The organism is Arthrobacter sp. R4-81, from assembly GCF_054792365.1.
Genome location: NZ_CP096445.1, coordinates 3,039,100 through 3,055,685, shown reverse-complemented (window position 1 = coordinate 3,055,685; position 16,586 = coordinate 3,039,100). Strand labels below are relative to the sequence as shown.

15 protein-coding genes are annotated in these 16,586 nt (G+C 63.0%); 9 read left to right on the top strand and 6 right to left on the bottom strand.

What is annotated here, in order from left to right; genetic code table 11:
- Window positions 1–57: 57 nt before the first annotated feature.
- The gene (locus M1E05_RS14190; RefSeq protein ID WP_461165251.1) at window positions 58–1,269 is read right to left on the bottom strand and encodes an MFS transporter; all 1,212 of its coding nucleotides are present in this window, start codon (window positions 1,267–1,269) and stop codon (window positions 58–60) included.
- Window positions 1,270–1,420: 151 nt separating this feature from the next.
- Here M1E05_RS14190 and M1E05_RS14185 point away from each other — a divergent pair, with 151 nt between their 5' ends.
- Entirely contained in the window at window positions 1,421–1,876 is a 456-nt protein-coding gene (locus tag M1E05_RS14185; RefSeq protein ID WP_458110943.1) for a (deoxy)nucleoside triphosphate pyrophosphohydrolase, read from the top strand.
- Here M1E05_RS14185 and M1E05_RS14180 read toward each other — a convergent pair.
- From M1E05_RS14180 to M1E05_RS14170, 3 genes are read right to left on the bottom strand one after another with little or no spacing between them, the layout of a single operon-like run.
- On the bottom strand, window positions 1,863–3,032 hold the full coding sequence (locus M1E05_RS14180; protein ID WP_461163318.1) for an Rv2578c family radical SAM protein: 1,170 nt from the start codon (window positions 3,030–3,032) through the stop codon (window positions 1,863–1,865). The genes M1E05_RS14185 and M1E05_RS14180 overlap by 14 nt on opposite strands.
- A gap of 50 nt (window positions 3,033–3,082) precedes the next feature.
- A complete protein-coding gene (locus M1E05_RS14175; protein WP_461163317.1) occupies window positions 3,083–3,727 on the bottom strand; it encodes an SIMPL domain-containing protein in 645 nt (214 codons plus the stop codon).
- A gap of 9 nt (window positions 3,728–3,736) precedes the next feature.
- The gene (locus tag M1E05_RS14170) at window positions 3,737–4,255 is read right to left on the bottom strand and encodes a hypothetical protein (RefSeq protein ID WP_461163316.1); all 519 of its coding nucleotides are present in this window, start codon (window positions 4,253–4,255) and stop codon (window positions 3,737–3,739) included.
- Window positions 4,256–4,495: 240 nt separating this feature from the next.
- Here M1E05_RS14170 and pheS point away from each other — a divergent pair, with 240 nt between their 5' ends.
- Both pheS and pheT read left to right on the top strand, forming a co-directional pair.
- Window positions 4,496–5,557, top strand: a complete 1,062-nt coding sequence (gene pheS, locus M1E05_RS14165; protein ID WP_458110939.1) for a phenylalanine--tRNA ligase subunit alpha — start codon at window positions 4,496–4,498, stop codon at window positions 5,555–5,557.
- A 2-nt stretch (window positions 5,558–5,559) separates the two neighbouring features.
- Window positions 5,560–8,103: a phenylalanine--tRNA ligase subunit beta gene (pheT, locus tag M1E05_RS14160; RefSeq protein ID WP_461163315.1), complete on the top strand. Its 2,544-nt coding sequence runs from the start codon at window positions 5,560–5,562 to the stop codon at window positions 8,101–8,103.
- Window positions 8,104–8,199: 96 nt separating this feature from the next.
- Here the strand turns inward: pheT and M1E05_RS14155 are convergent, their stop codons facing one another.
- Together M1E05_RS14155 and M1E05_RS14150 are read right to left on the bottom strand one after the other, a co-directional pair.
- Window positions 8,200–9,165 (bottom strand): quinone oxidoreductase family protein, encoded by a 966-nt coding sequence (locus tag M1E05_RS14155; protein ID WP_458110937.1) that lies wholly within the window; start codon window positions 9,163–9,165, stop codon window positions 8,200–8,202.
- 146 nt (window positions 9,166–9,311) lie between these two features.
- Window positions 9,312–10,403 (bottom strand): fatty acid desaturase family protein, encoded by a 1,092-nt coding sequence (locus tag M1E05_RS14150; RefSeq protein WP_461163314.1) that lies wholly within the window; start codon window positions 10,401–10,403, stop codon window positions 9,312–9,314.
- Window positions 10,404–10,598: 195 nt separating this feature from the next.
- Between M1E05_RS14150 and argC the strand changes: the two genes are divergently transcribed.
- The 6 genes from argC to M1E05_RS14120 are packed head-to-tail and all read left to right on the top strand — an operon-like array spanning window position 10,599 to window position 16,570.
- Window positions 10,599–11,630: an N-acetyl-gamma-glutamyl-phosphate reductase gene (argC, locus tag M1E05_RS14145; protein ID WP_458110935.1), complete on the top strand. Its 1,032-nt coding sequence runs from the start codon at window positions 10,599–10,601 to the stop codon at window positions 11,628–11,630.
- On the top strand, window positions 11,627–12,793 hold the full coding sequence (gene argJ, locus M1E05_RS14140) for a bifunctional glutamate N-acetyltransferase/amino-acid acetyltransferase ArgJ (protein ID WP_458110934.1): 1,167 nt from the start codon (window positions 11,627–11,629) through the stop codon (window positions 12,791–12,793). Before argC ends, argJ begins: the two co-directional genes overlap by 4 nt.
- A gap of 15 nt (window positions 12,794–12,808) precedes the next feature.
- Window positions 12,809–13,750: an acetylglutamate kinase gene (argB, locus tag M1E05_RS14135; protein WP_309107216.1), complete on the top strand. Its 942-nt coding sequence runs from the start codon at window positions 12,809–12,811 to the stop codon at window positions 13,748–13,750.
- Complete coding sequence (locus M1E05_RS14130) at window positions 13,747–15,054, top strand: acetylornithine transaminase (protein ID WP_461163313.1); 1,308 nt, start codon at window positions 13,747–13,749, stop codon at window positions 15,052–15,054. The genes argB and M1E05_RS14130 overlap by 4 nt, the downstream gene beginning before the upstream one ends.
- A complete protein-coding gene (gene argF / locus M1E05_RS14125) occupies window positions 15,051–16,040 on the top strand; it encodes an ornithine carbamoyltransferase (protein WP_458110932.1) in 990 nt (329 codons plus the stop codon). The genes M1E05_RS14130 and argF overlap by 4 nt, the downstream gene beginning before the upstream one ends.
- Window positions 16,040–16,570 carry an arginine repressor gene (locus M1E05_RS14120; protein ID WP_458110931.1) on the top strand — a complete coding sequence of 177 codons (531 nt, stop codon included), beginning with the start codon at window positions 16,040–16,042 and terminating at the stop codon, window positions 16,568–16,570. The genes argF and M1E05_RS14120 overlap by 1 nt, the downstream gene beginning before the upstream one ends.
- The last annotated feature ends 16 nt before the right edge of the window (window positions 16,571–16,586 follow it).

Sequence of the window (16,586 nt, the reverse complement as noted above, 5' to 3'; positions counted from 1 at the left end):
GAGCCTGCCTCCGGGTGGCATCAGGGACTGCAGCGTTCTACCCGCCTTGAGGGGCAGCTAAGGGGCCAGCGGCTTTTTCCGTTCGAGGAGGCCACTCAGCAGGGCTACGCCCAAACCGAGGACGGCCAGGACCGCGCCCACCAAAGCCGGAGCCACGTAACCCCAGCCCCAGGCGATGACGAGGCCGCCAAGGAATGCCCCGAGGGCGTTGGCAACGTTAAGGGCAGCGTGGTTCAGGGATGATGCAAGCGAGGGTGCGTCCGGTGATGCATCGAGCAGCCGGGTTTGAAGCGCGGGGATGAGCAGGGAGCCCGCGGCGCCGACAACGAACACCATAATCAACGCGGACCACGGCCAGTGAGCGGCAATGGCATAGACGACCAACGCCACTGCAATCCCCGGTAGCACCCAATAGATGGTGCCCATCACTGATTTGTCTGCAATCCGGCCGCCGATGATGTTTCCTGCCACCATCCCTACCCCGTAAAGGGCAACCACCACTGGCAGCAGCGAGGCCGGAATCCCTGCCACCCCCGTCATGGTGTGGGCAATGTAGGTGTAGGTGGCAAAGAAGCCGCCGAAGCCGACGATGCCGATCAGGATGGCAAGCCACACTTGGAGACGCTTCAACGCGCCGAGCTCCCTGCGGATGCTCGCATCGGCATGAGCTTTTTCAAACGGGACGTACTTCCAGAGGCAGGCGAGGGTGGCGAAGCCGATCATGCCGACGAGGACGAACAGCAGACGCCAGCCGAAGGTCTGACCCAGCCACGTTGCGAACGGAACGCCCACCACGTTGGATATGGCCAGGCCGGACATCACCATGGAGATTGCCCATCCGCGCTTTGTAGGCGCCACCAGGGAAGCAGCGATGACGGCTGCGACTCCAAAGAATGCGCCATGCGGGAGCCCGGCAGCGAATCGCGAGACAAGCATGGTGCCGTAGTCCGGGGCAACATATGAGGTGAGATTTGCCAGGGTGAAGAACAGCATCAGTCCCATCGCCAGGTACTTCCGCGGAAGCTTTGCGCCCACCGCGGCCAGCAGGGGAGCTCCAATGACCACGCCCAGAGCATAAGCGGAGATCAGGTGACCTGCCTCAGGAGTGCTGATGTTGAGTCCAAGCTCCACTTCCTTCAGCAGGCCCATCATGGTGAATTCCGTCACTCCGATGCCAACACCACCCATGGCGAGCGAGAAGATTGCCCAAGCGAGCTGCCTGCTGTTGAGCCTGGGCTTGAGGGCGGGGAGGGTGGTGGCGACGGACATAAGCCTGCTTTTCACGAGACAACGATGGACGGCGCGGCAATGGCACCAATAAATCAGATTTTAGCTGCTTGGGTATAACTTCGACCCTGCGAGGCATATTCCCGGAAAGGGTGGGCAGCTGCTTCTCCATTGTCCCCCATAGACTGATGCGGTGACTGGACTGATCAAAGTGGTGGGCGGAGCCGTCCTGGATTCGCTTGAAGAACCGACGCGGCTGCTCAGCGCCCGCCGTACGTCGCCGCCGAAATACGCCGGTATGTGGGAGTTCCCCGGCGGCAAAGTGGAACCTGGCGAGTCAGCAGAGAACGCACTGCATCGTGAGTTGAGGGAAGAACTCGGCATAGGGGTTCGCCTGGGCGCAGAGCTTCACTCAGAGCTGGAGGACGGGTGGCCGCTGAACCCCAACGCCTCAATGCGGGTGTGGTTCGCCGAAATCACTGAGGGCGTCCCGGCCCCTCTGGAGGACCACGATGAATTGCGCTGGGTGGAACTTGGTTCCGAGGCCCAGGCGCTTGATCTTCCGTGGATTCCGGCCGATCTTCCAATCGTGCGCAGGCTGCTGGAAACAGTGGCCCAACAGGCCAGAAGTGGAGTCAGAACAACGTAGGCTGCGCGGGGGCGTGGCTTTGACGCTGAGTGCGAACGGCTGTTTCCGCTTCCGCGCCGGGAATAAGGCCTGCCGGATACTGCGCTTCTTCGTCCCTGGCATCAAGTGTGCCGGCCGACTGAGCCCCGATGTCCTGAGTGGCCCTGGCCTCCATGTCCCTATGGCTGAACCCTGAAGCGTCAGTGAAACCGTGCAGCTTTTTGAAGTATTTGACCCGGCCCGCGAGCCACATCCGGTATTCCTTGGACGCATACGAACCTGAGGCATACAGGCGGCCGTATTTACCGGCAAGTTCCGGGTGGTGAGCTGCGATCCACTTCATAAACCATTCTCTTGTGCCCGGTTTCAGGTATAGCGCCCCGGCGGTAACCCCGGTTGCGCCGGCCTGCGCGAGCGAACTGAAGAGGTGGTCCAATGCCTCGTCGCTATCGGAAAGCCACGGCAGAATGGGCATTGCCATCACTCCGCAGGGCAGCCCCGCTTCCCGCAGACGCATAACCAGTTTCAAGCGTGCCCGGGGCCCAGGGGTTCCCGGCTCGATAGCCTCTGACAACTTTTCGTCCGTCATGGCCAGGGAGATGCCTATGCCCACTGGTATCTGGGTTGCGGCACGTTTGAGCAGCGGTATGTCCCTGGCGAGGAGCGTGCCCTTGGTAAGAATGGATAGGGGAGTGCCCGAGTCCGCCAACGCGCCGATAATGCCCGGCATGAGCTGATAACGCCCTTCGGCCCGCTGGTAAGGGTCCGTATTCGTGCCCAGCGCCACTTGGTGATGCCCCCACGAGGGCTTGGCCAATTCCCTTCTGAGGACCTCGACTGCGTTGATCTTCACTACCACCTGACTGTCAAAGTCACGGCCGGCGTCGAAGTCCAGATAGGTGTGGGACTTGCGGGCAAAGCAGTAGACGCAGGCGTGACTGCAGCCACGGTAGGGGTTGATGGTCCATTCGAAGGGCATCCGGGATCCGGCAGGTACCTTATTGAGGACCGATTTGGCGGCCACCTCGTGAAAGGTAATTCCCGCGAATTCAGGCGTGGTGACAGACCGGACAAGCCCGGCGAGAGGCAACAAAGCGTCGGACGGCACGGCTGTGGGAGCTAAGTCCTTGTTGCCGTCTTCAGCAACCGGAGTGATTGCCTGTGCGTCCCATCTCATACGTCTATTCGAATCTATGTTCTAATGAAAGTCAAGGTGCGGAAGGGATCTCAGTCAGGGGAGCGCAGCTCCCACATGACGTGGACCTGTGCATTGACGCTTGTTTCCCCGGCTTCCACCGTCAGGGAGTCTGCGGCCATTGCCCTTTCCATTTTCGCGACGGGAATCGGGATGGACGACGACGGCTGCTGAGTGAGTGAAACCACCCTGCCCAGCACAGTGCCCGAGAGCGCTGCGTATTGTTGCGCTGCTGCGAGGGCGTCCTTCCAGGCGGCTTCCCGTGCCCGTGCCTGGACGCCTGCAGGATCGGTGAAGCCGCGTTCCAGGCCGTTGAGCCGCACATCGTTTCCCCCCGCCTCAACGGCTGCAGCGATAGCTTCAGCCGAACGCGCAAAGTCGCGAAGGCGTACTTGGAGAATGCTGCTAGCGATGTATCCCGTCACGGTCTGCCCATGGCCCTCTTGCCAGACCAGGTCAGCCCTGACGTTCAGGCCGGTGGTGCTGATGTCCGCTGCACTGACGCCGAATTTGCGGAGCGAAGCTGAAATCTGCCCTGATAATCTTCCTGCGTCGCCATAAGCAGCAGCAACATCCTGGCGATGGCAGTCAACGCCGATCGACAAGGTCAGCAGGTCCGGTGCAGCTTCAGCCGTGCCGGTGCCGGTGACCGAAATGGTCCTGGGAAGGCTCTTCATGGTTTTGCCTCACTTTTCTTCTTGGCCGGGCCGCTTGCTGGCAGGCACACTTCGACGGGGCTTGCCAATGAGGTTGATCCGGCGCCGGTTCTTGGTCAGGCTTCGGTTGCCGGTCCGGCGGTACCGATGTGACTCCACGTACCCGCCGGCCTCAAGGCCGGCCATCCGCTCAAAGATGTTGCCGCTCCCGACGCTGCCGGTGCGCACGAATGACCAGCCCGCAGCAAGGAAGTACAAGGGAAGAAACGGCAATCCGAGGCACCACGCGTACTGCGTGCAGTGCCGCTCCTCGTGTCCAAGCAGCACCGGGTTTCCCCGCACCTGCCCGGCACCACCCCGGAAGAGCACCACATTGCCGACGGCGAACGCCCCGGCAACGGGCAACCGGGGCCGGTAGCCGGTGGCGATGACCAGTCCACGTGGTCCCTTACGGATACCGCATCCCGCGAAGCGTGCCAGCACCAGACCCAGGACGGTAGATCCATTGAGCAGGTTGGCAACCTGCCGGAGCCGCTGTGCTGGCGTCATGTGGCCATGGTAGCGAACGCAGGAAATGGAACAATCAGGTTCAGGCCAACCGCTGCTCTCTACTAGACTGGGAAGGAGCGCGTCCCGGACTAAATCCGGTACGCCCCGCCCTTTGTTGTTTTGCCGGGACCTTCATCGGAGCCGTCGAACAACTTGTCAGTGCAGAGACTATTGCCGGACCGGACAGGCCCCGGTGCAATCAGGCACTGACGCCATCCGACTCGTAGCTAAGAACAGTAGATGACTGAAACTTTGCCGGACGCTGCCATCCCGAACCCTCTGGATGAAGCTGCCATCACTGCCGCCGTTGAAAATGCCATTGCCGCCATCGCCGCCGCGGCCACCCTCGAGGAGCTTAAGGCTGTTCGCCTGGCCCACACGGGGGAGAAGGCGCCTCTCAGCCTTGCCAACCGTGAAATCGGTTCACTGCCGAAGGACCAGAAGGCTGTGGCCGGGAAGCTTATGGGTTCCTCCCGTGGACGGGTCAACCAGGCGCTCGCAGCCCGTACAGCGGAGCTTGAGGCAGAGAACGACGCCCGGATCCTTGTTGAGGAAACAGTGGACGTCACGGCTGCACCGCGCCGTCGCCGTGCCGGTGCCCGTCATCCGTTATCCACCCTGCAGGACCGCGTCGCGGATATTTTCGTGGGGATGGGCTGGGAGATCGCTGAAGGCCCGGAAGTCGAATCCGAATGGTTCAACTTCGACGCCCTTAACTTCAAGCCGGACCACCCTGCCCGCGAAATGCAGGACACATTCTTCGTGGAGCCACCCGAAGCCCACCTCCTGATGCGTACGCACACTTCACCCGTGCAGGTCCGCTCCATGCTGGAACGCGATCTTCCCATCTACGTGCTGTGCCCCGGCAAGGTGTTCCGCACTGATGAACTGGACGCCACCCACACCCCTGTTTTCCACCAGTTCGAAGGCCTCGCCATCGACAAGCACCTCAGCATGGCGGACCTACGCGGTACCCTGGAGCACTTTGCCCGGCAGATGTTCGGTGACGAAGCCCAGATCCGGCTCCGCCCCAACTACTTCCCGTTCACCGAGCCGTCCGCTGAGCTGGACATTTGGCACCCGGGTGCCAAAGGCGGTCCGCGCTGGATCGAGTGGGGCGGCTGCGGCATGGTCAACCCCAACGTCCTCAGGGCAGCAGGCATCGATCCGGACGTCTATTCAGGTTTTGCCTTCGGCATGGGCATCGAGCGGACCCTCATGTTCCGCAACGAGGTTGGCGACATGCGCGACATGATCGAAGGCGATGTACGTTTCAGCGAGCACTTCGGGATGGAGATCTAACAGTGCGTATCCCACTTTCCTGGCTGCGTGAATTCGCGCAGGTACCGGCCGGAGCCACGGCCGAGGACGTTATGGCCGAGCTGGTCAAGGTCGGTTTTGAAGAAGAAGCAGTCCACCGGCCTACAGACACCCTTCAGGGTCCCATCGTGGTGGGCCAGGTGCTCAGCCTCGTAAAGGAACCGCAGTCCAACGGCAAGACCATCAACTGGTGCCAGGTCCGCGTTGTCCCCGAGGGACGGGAACAGACCCTCACCGGTGACGGCATTGATCCGTCAGGAGTGCAGGGCATCATCTGCGGTGCCCACAACTTCGTTGAAGGGGACAAGGTGGTGGTCACGCTGCCCGGCGCTGTGCTGCCCGGCGACTTCCGCATCTCCGCGCGCAAGACCTATGGCCACCTCTCGGCCGGGATGATCGCCTCCGTGCGCGAGCTCGGAATCGGCGAGGATCATGACGGCATCCTCGTTCTGTCCCGTATTGGCCTTGACCCTGAAATCGGTACGGACGCCATGGAGCTGTTGGGGCTGTATGACGAAGCTGCCGAGATCAACGTCACCCCGGACCGCGGCTACGCATTCTCCATCCGCGGTGTTGCCCGCGAATACGCTCACGCCACGGGAACTGCTTTCACGGACCCGGCTGCCAAGGTGCATGCACCCTCGGAGCTCGCCGGTGGTTACGGCGTCAAGCTCAACGACGACGCCCCCATCTACGGCAAGCCAGGTTGTGACCGTTTCGTCGCCCGCACTGTGCGTGGTGTTGACGCTTCCCGGCCGACGCCGCCGTGGATGGCTGCGCGCCTGCGGCTGGCGGGTGTGCGTTCCATTTCGCTGCCCGTGGACATCTCCAACTACGTCATGTTTGAACTCGGCCAGCCCCTGCACTTCTATGACCAGGACAAGCTGTCAGGCGAGATCGTGGTCCGGCGTGCCGTGGCGGGGGAGACGCTCACCACTCTCGACGGCAAGGAACGCGCGCTTGATCCTGAGGATCTGCTGATCACGGACGATTCAGGCCCCATCGGCGTCGCGGGCGTCATGGGAGGAGCATCCACCGAAGTCTCCGAGGCCACGTCCACTGTGCTGATAGAGGCCGCGCACTTTGAGGAAGTCTCGATCGCCCGCTCACGCCGTCGCCACAAGCTGCCGTCCGAAGCGTCGAAGCGTTTTGAGCGCGGGGTTGACTGGCAGGTGGCGAACATCGCCGCCCAGCGTGCGGTCGATCTGCTCGTGGAGCTTGCGGGGGGCACCGCTGACGAGGCGGGTACCGACGTCGGAACCGCGCCGGACGCCGTGTCCATCGCCCTGCCGGCGGCTTTCGCCGCCGAGCGGATCGGCATCGACTTCACGCAAGAGCAGATCGTCACCTCGCTGGAGGACCTCGGTGCCGCGGTTGAGAAGTACGACGGCGGCTGGCGGGTCACGGCGCCGAGCTGGCGCAATGATCTGGAAACCAAGGAAGACTTGTCAGAGGAGATTGCCCGTCTGGTCGGATACGACCAGATTCCTGCAACACTTCCGGTAGCCCCTCCAGGCCGCGGCCTGACCCGTGTGCAGCAGCAGCGCCGGAGGCTCATCCAGGCCTGCGCCGATGCCGGGCTCACTGAGGTGCTGGCCTACCCGTTTGTTTCGAAGGCGGCGAACGACACGTTCGGCGTGCCCGAGGAAGGGGCTCCCCGTCCCGCGGTCAAGCTCGCCAACCCCATCAGCGAGGAACAGGGGTTCCTGCGGACGTCCATCCTTCCCGGACTCATCGAGGTAGCCAAACGCAACCATTCACGGGGTTTCCGCGACCTCGCTGTTTTTGAAGCCGGGCTGGTGTTCCTGCCGGCCGGCGAGGTGGGGACAGCTTCCATACCGCCGCTTGGCGTCAAACCTGCCGATGAGGTGCTGGATGCGCTGTACGAAGGCGTTCCGGACCAGCCGCTGCACATCGCCGCGGTGTTGACCGGGCACGATTCACCGGCGGCAGCCAACCACACGCCCCGTCCCTGGGACTGGGCAGATGCGTTGGACATAGCCCGCCTCGCCGGTGACGTCCTCGGGGTGGAACTGGTTGTCAGCCAGGGGAGGCACCAGGCTTTCCATCCAGGCCGTGCAGCCCGCCTGTCACTGCGCTCCGGAGAAATTGTGGGTTACGCCGGTGAGCTTCATCCGAAGCTGCTTGCGGCGCAGGACATGCCTGAACGCTCGGTAGCCGTGGAAATCAACGCCGATGTCCTGTTCGAGGCAGCGGCTGATGTGATCGTGGCCCGGCATATTTCAACGTTCCCCGTAGCTACCCAGGACGTGGCCCTCGTGGTGCCGCAAGAGGTGGCTGCAGATGAGGTCCTGACTGCACTCCGTGAGGGTGCCGGGGAACTGCTGGAGGATGTAGCGCTATTCGATGTCTACGCCGGCAAAGGCATCGAGGACGGCAAGAAGTCTTTGGCGTTCAGTCTCCGCTTCCGCGCCGCTGACCGCACCCTGACGGCGGAAGAAGCGTCGGCTGCCCGTGAGAGCGCTGTTGCCCTGGCCGCCAGCCGGTTTGGTGCCGTTCAGCGCTGATTCGTCTCAGCCATGACACCGAATGCAGAAGATCCCCCGCAATATTGCGGGGGATCTTCTGCGTTCAGCACAGCTACATGCCTATAAGGGTGGATGCTAGGGAACCAGCAGTACCTTCCCGGTGGTGCGCCGGCCTTCGAGGTCGCTGTGGGCCTGATGGGCATCCTTTAGCGGATAGGTGGCGCCAATCCGGACCTTGAGGTTTCCGTTGGCTGCGGCGGCAAAGATTTCCCCGGAGCGCCAACGGCGTTCTTGCGGATTGCCGAGGAAATGAGCCAGCGAGGGGCGGGTGAGCGTCAGCGAGCCGGCGGCATTCAGCCGTTGTGGGTCGAAGGGCGGAACAGGGCCGGAGGCTGCCCCGAAAAGCACCAGTGAACCCCGGGTGCGCAGGCACGAGAGTGAGCCATCAAAAGTGTTGCGGCCGACGCCGTCGTACACGGCGTCCACCCCTCTGCCGCCGGTCAGTTCGCGGACGTGGTGCGGAAAGCCGACGTACCGCAGGACTTCGTCGGCGCCTGCTTCCCGTGCCAGCTCTTCTTTAGCATCGGACGAGACTGTGGTGATGACGCGGGCGCCTCTCTCCTTGAGCAGTTGGATCAGCAGCAGGCCGACGCCACCTGCTCCGGCATGAGTCAAAATGGTGTGGCCCGGCTCCACCCTGAAAGAGGAATTGATCAGGTAGTGGGCCGTCATGCCCTGCAGCGGCAGGGCGGCTGCGGTGAGGTGATCAACGTTGTCCGGCACAGGCAGAGCCTTAGCGGCGTCGAGCACTGTATAGCCGGCGTAGCAGCGGGAGCCTTCTGCCGTGGCGACGCGGTCTCCCACGGCAAGGTCGCTCACTCCTTCGCCAAGTTCCTCCACCGTACCCGAGGCTTCGGAGCCTGGAGTGAACGGAAAGGGGACGTTGTAGGTGCCGCTGCGGTGGTAGGTGTCGATGAAGTTGACGCCGGCTGCGGCAACCTTGACCAGCACCTGGCCAGGTCCCGGCTGCGGGCGGTCAACGTCGGCGTATTCCAGGACCTCAGGTCCGCCCGGCTGCTGGGCGAGGATGGCATGCGTCATGGGAACTCCTTCTCCGGGCAGGGACTTCCTGTGCCCGGGTCGTGAATCCCATCCTAGGTATCCATGACGGTCACAGCGAACACGACCGTAGGTGAGGCAGGCGCGCAGGTGAGGCGCGGGTTAAGAAGGAGCCGGCGAAGCGGGAATCAGTACCGGCGGGTAACAGTAGCCATGGGGCACTCAAAGTGACGCCCCGCTGCCAGTCCCACGTCATTGAGGTAGCGCACGATAATTCCATACGACTGAAGCAGAGTGGTTTCGGTGAATGGGATATCGTGCTTGTCGCAGTACTGACGAACGATCGCGCTTGCGCGGTGCAATTGGGGTCGGGCCATGTCCGGGAAGAGGTGGTGCTCCACCTGGCGGTTGAGGCCGCCCATGAGGATGTCCATGAAGCGGCCACCGGAAATGTTGCGGGACGTCAGGACCTGGCGGCTGAGGAAGTCAACGCGGCTGTTCGTGGGCAGGACGGGCATGCCTTTGTGGTTCGGAGCAAATGATGCGCCCATGTAGAAACCGAAAACGACCAGTTGAACGGCGAGGAAGGCAAACGCCATTCCAATCGGGAGGAATGAAAAGGCGAGGATGGGCAGAATGCTCAGCCGGACGACGAGGATGGGCAGCTCAACCCAGCGGTGCGTCACCTTGGCGCGGCGGAAGACGAACTTGACCGAATCGATCTGAAGGCCCAGGCCTACGAGCAAGAGAAGCGGAAAGAAGAACCAGCCCTGCCTGCGGGTCAGCATGGAGGACAGCCGTCCCTGTCGGGAGATCGACTCCTCGACATGGAAAGCGATGGGGCTGTCCATGATGTCAGGATCCTTGGAAATCACATTGGGGTGATTGTGGTGGGCACCGTGCTTCTGCTCCCACCAGGAGTAACTCATTCCGGCGACAGAGGTGGCGAGAAGCCGTGCCGACCAGTCATTGGCACGGCGTGAAGCGAAGATCTGCCGGTGGCCGGCCTCATGCGCCAGGAAGCTTAGCTGGGTGCAAATGACGCCCAAGGCTGCGGCAATCAGGAGCTGGAACCAACTGTCACCGATCAGGGCGAAACCGAACCACGTTGCGGTCATCAGGAGGACGAGGCTGGAGAAGACTGTGACGTAAAAACCGACACGGCGCTCAAGCAGGCCTGCGGCTTTGACGCTCTTCAAGAGTTCGGAATAGCTTTGAACAACCGGGTTTGCCTTCACGACACGTGATTTCGGGCGCTCAGAGGTGATGGTTGGGGTCATAGATGTCTGCCTTGCCATTGTTACGGGCAACGCTGCATCCGACACTCGGCCTGCACGGTCTGGATCACCCTCCACCCAGCATACGCTGTCCGGCCAGCATCAATCGTCGTTTTGCTGCTTCGGTCACCGAAGAGAGCGGGAAAGGCCGTGCATAAATATCGAGACATATGCATAGTTTTGCTGTAGGGTCGTAGTATGACTATTTCTGTTGCCGTCTCAGGTGCCAGTGGCTACGCCGGTGGCGAAGTCCTGCGTTTGCTTGCCGCTCACCCGGACGTGACCATCGGGGCAATCACAGCGCACAGCAACGCCGGTTCCAGACTAGGCGAATTGCAGCCCCATCTCCATGGCCTTGCCAGCCGGATACTGGAAGACACCACTGTCGAGAACCTTGCGGGCCACGACGTCGTTTTCCTGGCGCTTCCGCACGGCGCTTCTGCCGAGATTGCAGCAAAACTGCCGGGAGGCACGGTGGTGATCGACGCCGGCGCGGACCACCGTCTGGAAGACTCGGCCGCGTGGGAGAAGTTCTATGCGTCCACCCATGCAGGCAGCTGGCCATACGGCTTGCCGGAACTTCCGGGTCAGCGCGAGGCCCTTAAAGGCGCAAAGCGCATTGCCGTCCCGGGTTGCTACCCGACGTCCGCTCTCCTGGCACTCGCTCCTGGCTTTTCGAATAACCTGCTGCAGCCTGACGACGTCGTCATTGTCTCGGCGTCCGGGACATCGGGCGCCGGAAAGGCGGCGAAAGTAAACCTCATCGGTTCCGAGGTCATGGGCTCCATGAGCCCGTACGGGGTGGGTGGCGGGCACCGGCATACGCCTGAGATTGAGCAGGGCCTGTCCAAAGCGGCGGGCGAAGCTGTGACCGTCTCCTTTACTCCCACCCTGGCTCCAATGAGCCGCGGCATCCTGACTACCGCCACGGCGAAAGTCCGTGCCGGTGTGACAGCTGAGGACCTCCGCAGGGCCTGGGCGGATGCGTACGACGACGAGCCTTTTGTCCATCTGCTCCCTCAGGGCCAGTGGCCCTCCACCAAGTCCGTTGTGGGATCCAACCACGCGGCCATGCAGCTTGCGTTCGACGAGCACACCGGCCGCGTCATCATCACCTGCGCCCTGGACAACCTCACCAAGGGGACAGCGGGCGGAGCAGTACAGTCCATGAACATTGCCCTTGGCCTCCCAGAGACCGCCGGCCTCAACCTGCAGGGAGTCGCACCGTGACCATTACCGTACCCAAGGGGTTCCGCGCTGCTGGAGTCACAGCAGGCCTGAAGGCGTCCGGTAAGCCGGATCTCGCCCTGGTGGTCAACGACGGGCCGTCGAAGGCGGCAGCGGCAGTGTTTACGAGCAACCGTGTGGCCGCTGCGCCCGTTCACTGGTCCCGGGAAGTGATAAAGGACGGGCGGGTGGACGCCGTGATCCTCAACTCCGGTGGCGCAAACGCCTGCACGGGTCCCCAGGGATTCCAGAACACGCACACGACGGCGGAGAAGACAGCTGAGGCGCTGTCCCTGTCGGCCACCGACGTTATTGTCTGCTCTACCGGCCTGATTGGCGAGCACTTGCCGATGGACAAAGTCGTGCCCGGTATCGATGCCGCTGCGTCGGCCTTAAGCGACGAGGGCGGCTCGGACGCAGCAACCGCCATCATGACTACGGACTCCGTCTCCAAGCAGGCGGTGTTCATCGGCCAGGATGCCGAGGGCAATGAATTCGCCATCGGAGGCATCGCCAAGGGGGCCGGCATGCTGGCACCCGGGCTCGCCACCATGCTGGTGGTCCTCACCACTGATGCCGACGTCCCGGCGGAAATGCTCGACGTCGTCCTGCGGGACGCCACCAGGGTCACGTTTGACCGGGCAGACTCCGACGGCTGCATGTCCACCAACGACACGGTGGTGCTGCTGGCTTCCGGTGCGTCCGGCGCGGTACCCAGCGCCGAAGACTTTGGTGAAGGATTGACGAAGGTCTGCGCCGAACTGGCACGGAAACTCATCGGCGATGCTGAAGGCGCCAGCCACGATATCGCCATCAGGACCTTCAACGCTGAGAGCGAGCGGGACGCTGAAATCGTGAGCCGCGCCGTCGCCCGTTCCAATCTCTTCAAAGCAGCGATCTTCGGCAAGGACCCCAACTGGGGCCGCGTGCTCGCAGCCGTCGGGACCACCGATGCTGCGTTCGATCCGGACGAGCTGAACGTTTCCATGAACGGTGTCCAGATCTGCCAGAAGGGCAGCATCGGGGAGGACCGCGGGCTTGTGGACCTTGAGCCCCGCGAAGTCCTGGTGGAGATCGACCTCCAGGCAGGCGGCGCCGAAGCCACCATTTGGACCAATGACCTCACCCACGACTACGTTCACGAGAACAGCGCCTACTCCAGCTAGGGAGAAACAGCAGCAATGAACACCCAGACCCGTGAACCCACGGCGACCAGCGCGGCCCAGAGCAAGGCTGAGACACTCATCGAGGCGCTGCCCTGGATCCAGCGTTTTGCCGGCACCACCATGGTGATCAAATACGGCGGAAACGCCATGGTCAACGAGGACCTTCGCCGGGCTTTTGCCGAGGACATTGTGTTCCTACACCATGTGGGCATCCACCCTGTAGTGGTGCACGGAGGCGGCCCGCAGATCAACGCGATGCTTAGCCGGCTCGGCATCGAGTCGGAATTCAAGGGCGGCCTGCGCGTCACCACCCCCGAAGCCATGGACGTGGTCCGTATGGTGCTGACGGGCCAGGTCGGCCGCGAACTTGTGGGCCTCATCAACTCCCATGGGCCTTATGCCGTTGGCATGTCCGGGGAAGACGGCGGACTGTTGCGTGCGGTGCGCACCGGAACGGTGGTGGACGGGGAAGAAGTGGACCTGGGCCTCGTGGGCGAAGTCGTGGGCGTGAATCCGGAAGGCATCCTGGACATCCTGGCAGCAGGCCGCATTCCCGTGATCTCCACTGTTGCTCCTGAAATCGCCGACGACGGTACCGGGTTCCAGACCACCGGCCAGGTCCTCAACGTCAACGCTGACACAGCCGCCGCCGCCTTGGCTGAGGCGCTGGACGCATCGAAGCTGGTGATCCTCACCGACGTTGAAGGCCTCTACGCCAACTGGCCCGACCGGAGCTCACTGATTTCTTCACTGACCGCGTCCGAACTCCGCAAGCTCCTGCCGTCACTGGAGTCGGGCATGATTCCCAAGATGGGGGCGTGCCTGAAGGCGGTCGACGGCGGCGTGGGACAGGCGCATATCGTGGACGGCCGGCTTCCCCATTCCATGCTTCTGGAAACCTTCACCACCGCCGGCATTGGTACCCAGGTTGTTTCGGACGAGGACATAAACGCATGAACATAGTTGAGAACGCCACGGAACACACTGCGGCAGGACAGGCGGCACAGGGACAAACAGGGGTGGAATCCTCTCCGATCCGGGAGCTCGTAGCAGCCCATAGCAGCGGCGCGGAATGGCTGGCACGCTATTCGTCGTCCCTCATCGGCGTCTTCGGAACTCCCCAGCGCGTCCTGGTCCGTGGAGCCGGTTGCCTTGTGTGGGATGCGGACGGGAAGGAGTACCTTGACCTGCTGGGCGGCATCGCAGTCAATGCCCTGGGTCATGCACACCCCTTCGTCACCTCGGTGATCTCAAGCCAGCTCGCCACCCTTGGCCACGTCTCCAACTTCTTCACCAGTCCCACGCAGATCGCGCTGGCTGAGAAACTGCTGGCAGTCACCAACGCCCCCGCGGGTTCGAAGGTGTTCTTCGCCAACTCCGGCACTGAAGCGAACGAGGCAGCCTTCAAGCTGGCCCGCCGCAACACCGGCACCGAAGGAAAGCCACGGACCAAGATCATCGCGCTTGAGGGTGCATTCCACGGGCGGACCATGGGCGCCCTGGCTCTCACGGCGAAGGAAGCGTACCGTACGCCATTTGAGCCGTTGCCGGCCGGAGTCGTCCACGTCCCGTTCGGTGACGTGGATGCGCTTCTGGACGCCATTGACGAGTCGGTCGCCGCTGTCTTCCTGGAGCCAATCCAAGGCGAAGCCGGTGTCAGGCCACTCCCGGCCGGCTACTTGCAGGCTGCCCGGGAAGCCACCAGCAAGGCCGGCGCCCTGCTCATCCTCGACGAAGTCCAGACCGGTATCGGCAGGACCGGAAAATGGCTGGCCAGCGAGGACGCAGGCATTGTTCCTGACGCCATAACCCTGGCAAAGGGGTTGGGTGGCGGGTTCCCGGTTGGTGCACTGATCACCTTCGGCGAGCTGGCGTCGTCGCTCCTTACGGCCGGCCAGCACGGAACCACCTTCGGGGGAAACCCCGTGGCGACGGCGGCTGCCCTGGCGACGTTGCACACACTCGAGCACCAGCACGTCCTCGAAAACGCTCGGGTGGTAGGTGAGCATCTGCGGCTGGCCCTCGCCGGCGTGGAAGGCGTTACTGAAGTGCGGGGCGAAGGGCTCCTGATCGGCTTCGACCTCGACGCCGACATTGCTCCTGCGCTGGTCACAGCCGGCCTCGAGAACGGGTTCATTGTCAACAGCCCGGGCCCGCGTACCATCCGCCTGGCTCCGCCGCTCATTCTCACCGTCGAACAGGCCGACCGCTTTATCAAGGCCCTGCCCGTGCTCCTAACCATCGCAAAGGACGCCCAGTGACCACCACGCGCCATTTCCTTAAGGACACCGACCTCACCGCGGCCGAGCAGGCTGAAGTGCTTGATCTGGCCATCCGGCTGAAGGCCGCGCCCTACAGTGCCCAGCCGTTCGCCGGTGAAGGAAGCGGCCGCAAGACCGTTGCCGTGATCTTCGACAAGACGTCCACCCGGACACGCGTCTCCTTCGCGGCGGGTGTGGCGGATATGGGCGGCAACGCGCTGATCATCAACCCAGGGGAAGCACAGATCGGCCACAAGGAATCGGTGGAAGACACCGCCAAGGTCCTCGAACGCATGGTCTCCACCATTGTGTGGCGAACAGGAGCGCACTCCGGCCTGGTTGCGATGGCGGAAAATTCCAGCGTTCCGGTCATCAATGCTCTGTGCGATGACTACCACCCCTGCCAGCTCCTGGCCGACCTCCTGGCGGTGAAGGAACACAAAGGCGAGCTCAAGGGTCTCACCATGAGCTACCTCGGTGACGCCGCCAACAACATGGCCAACTCCTACCTCCTGGCCGGAGTGACAGCCGGAATGCACGTCCGCATCGCCGGCCCGGAAGGGTACCTGCCATCAGCGGACATCGTGGCAGCCGCCGAGAAGCGCGCTGGAGAGACCGGCGGGTCGGTCCTGATCACCACCGATGCAGCCGAAGCGTTGGCCGGGTCCGATGTCGTCGCCACGGACACCTGGGTGTCCATGGGACAGGAAGCCGAAAAGGAAGCCCGGCTGCAGCTGTTCCGGGAGTACTCCGTTGATGAGGCAGCAATGCAGCACGCGGCACCTGACGCCGTCGTCCTTCACTGCCTGCCGGCCTACAGAGGTTACGAAATCTCTGCAGGAGTCATCGACGGTCCCCAGTCGATCGTCTGGGACGAGGCGGAAAACCGGCTGCACGCCCAGAAGGCGCTGATGGCGTGGCTGATGCACCAGTCCGGACTGGCCGTGGTGGAAGGCCTTCCGCCGGTGACCAGGGACGGCAATTAGTGTCCCTTCCCTCTGTTTCACCTGGCGCCAGCCCCGCCACTAAGACGGCCCGGCAGGCCCGCATCATCGCCATCCTGACGGGGGAGTCGGTCCGTTCCCAGGCAGAGCTGGCAGCACTGCTGGCGGACGACGGCGTCCAGGTCACCCAGGCGACGTTGTCCCGTGACCTCGTTGAACTTGGAGCCGTCAGGGTCCGCGGCAAGGAAGGCGTTCTGGTGTACGCGGTGCCCGGCGAGGGCGGGGAGCGGGCAGCCAAGAGCGGCGTCACCCAGGAAATTTTGGACAGCCGTCTCGCACGGTTGTGCGGGGAACTCCTGGTCACGGCCGAAGCGTCGGCCAATATCGTGGTGCTCAGGACGCCACCGGGGGCAGCCAACTTCCTGGCATTGGCCATCGACCATTCGGTGATGCCTTCCATCCTCGGAACCATCGCCGGCGACGACACCGTCATGCTGGTGACGCGTGATCCTGAAGGCGGAGCCGAACTTGCTGCCCGGTTCCTTAGATTGGCTGATGAAGCAGGCCAATGAGGTTTAGCGGGCGGAC